At 65.9% G+C, this 1338-nt stretch carries 1 protein-coding gene; it reads right to left on the bottom strand.

Annotated features, from left to right (window positions below; translation table 11 throughout):
• Nucleotides 1-2: 2 nt before the first annotated feature.
• Nucleotides 3-1229, bottom strand: coding sequence for an IS256 family transposase (locus ACZ4SA_RS36935; RefSeq protein ID WP_468283252.1), 1227 nt, complete (start codon nucleotides 1227-1229; stop codon nucleotides 3-5).
• Nucleotides 1230-1338 lie beyond the last annotated feature (109 nt).

The following is a 1338-nucleotide window of genomic DNA, read 5'->3' as shown; positions in this document are numbered from 1 at the left end:
GGTCATGTCCCCTGTGGTGGTGTAGCCGGACCGATCTGATCGTTGTTGGGGTAGATCTTGTCCATGCTGCCTTCGGGGAGGTAGCGGCGGGGGAAGGCGATCCACTCGTCGTGCATCTCGATGAGCACGGCGGTGGTGAGTCGTTCGAGGGCGTCTGGGTTGGGGAAGATCTGGACGACGTCGGTCCGGCGTTTGATCTCGCGGTTGATCCGTTCCAGTGGGTTGGTCGACTGGATCTTCTTCCAGTGCCGATCAGGGAAGTCCGCGAACGCGGTCAGGTCCTCCTTCGCTTCCAGGAGCATGGCCCTGACCTTGGGGAACTGGCGGCCGAGCATGTCGGCGACGGTGTCGAGCTGGGCCCGGACGGCTGCGGCGTGGGGCTGGGCGAAGATCGTGCGGATCGTCGCTGCCACCATCTCCGCGGAGTCTTTCGGGATCACCGCGAAGACGTTGCGCAGGAAGTGAACGCGGCATCTCTGATAGCCGGCGCCGAGCATGACCTTGCGCACGGCCTTGACCAGGCCGGAGTGGTGGTCGGCGATGACCAGGCGGACCCCGTTCAGGCCCCGTTCGCGCAGGGAGCGCAGGAACTCGCTCCAGAACGCCTCGGTCTCGCTGTCGCCGACCATCAGTCCCAGCACTTCGCGTCCGCCGTCCTCGGTGATGCCGGTGGCGATGACCACGGCCTGGGAGACGATCTGGTGGTTCACCCGGGCCTTGCAGTACGTCGCGTCCAGGTAGATGTAGGGGAAGCGGGTGTGGTCCAGCGGGCGGGTGCGGAAGACGGTGAGTTCGGTGTCCAGTCCGGCGCAGAGCCGGGAGACCTCGCTCTTGGAGATGCCGGTGTCCGCTCCCAGGGCCCTGACCAGGTCGTCCACGCTGCGGGTGGACACTCCGTGGACGTATGCCTCGACGATGACGGCGTAGAGGGCCTGGTCGATACGGCGGCGGCGTTCGAGCAGGCTGGGGAAGAAGCTGCCGGTGCGGACCTTGGGGATCGCCAGGTCCAGGTCCCCGGCCTGCGTGGTCAGCACCTTGTCGCGGTGACCGTTGCGCCAGGTCGTACGTGTCTCGGCGTGCTCGCCGGGCTCCGCGCCGATGTGGGCGGTGGCCTCGGCCTCGATGAGTTCCTGCAGGATCCGCTGGGCCAGGACCCTGATCAACTCGATTCCGTCCGCCGTACGCAGTGACTCCATCAGCCGGAGTAAGTCATGCTGGGACAAGGCCATCGTGTCACCTCTCTCAACGAGCTTCGCTACTCGGAGAGTTGCGCGATGGCCGCCTCATGGCCAGGGGCTATACGAAGATCGCTGCTACACCACTCGGCGGGACACCATC

This window comes from Streptomyces sp. NPDC027962 (assembly GCF_055566095.1).
Note: the sequence above shows the minus strand (reverse complement) of the source record. Positions and strands in the feature narration are given on the sequence as shown.

Excerpts from the sequence above, each read along its gene's own strand:
- ACZ4SA_RS36935 (WP_468283252.1), bottom strand. The coding sequence starts at position 1,229 with ATGGCCTTGTCCCAGCATGACTTACTCCGGCTGATGGAGTCACTGCGT.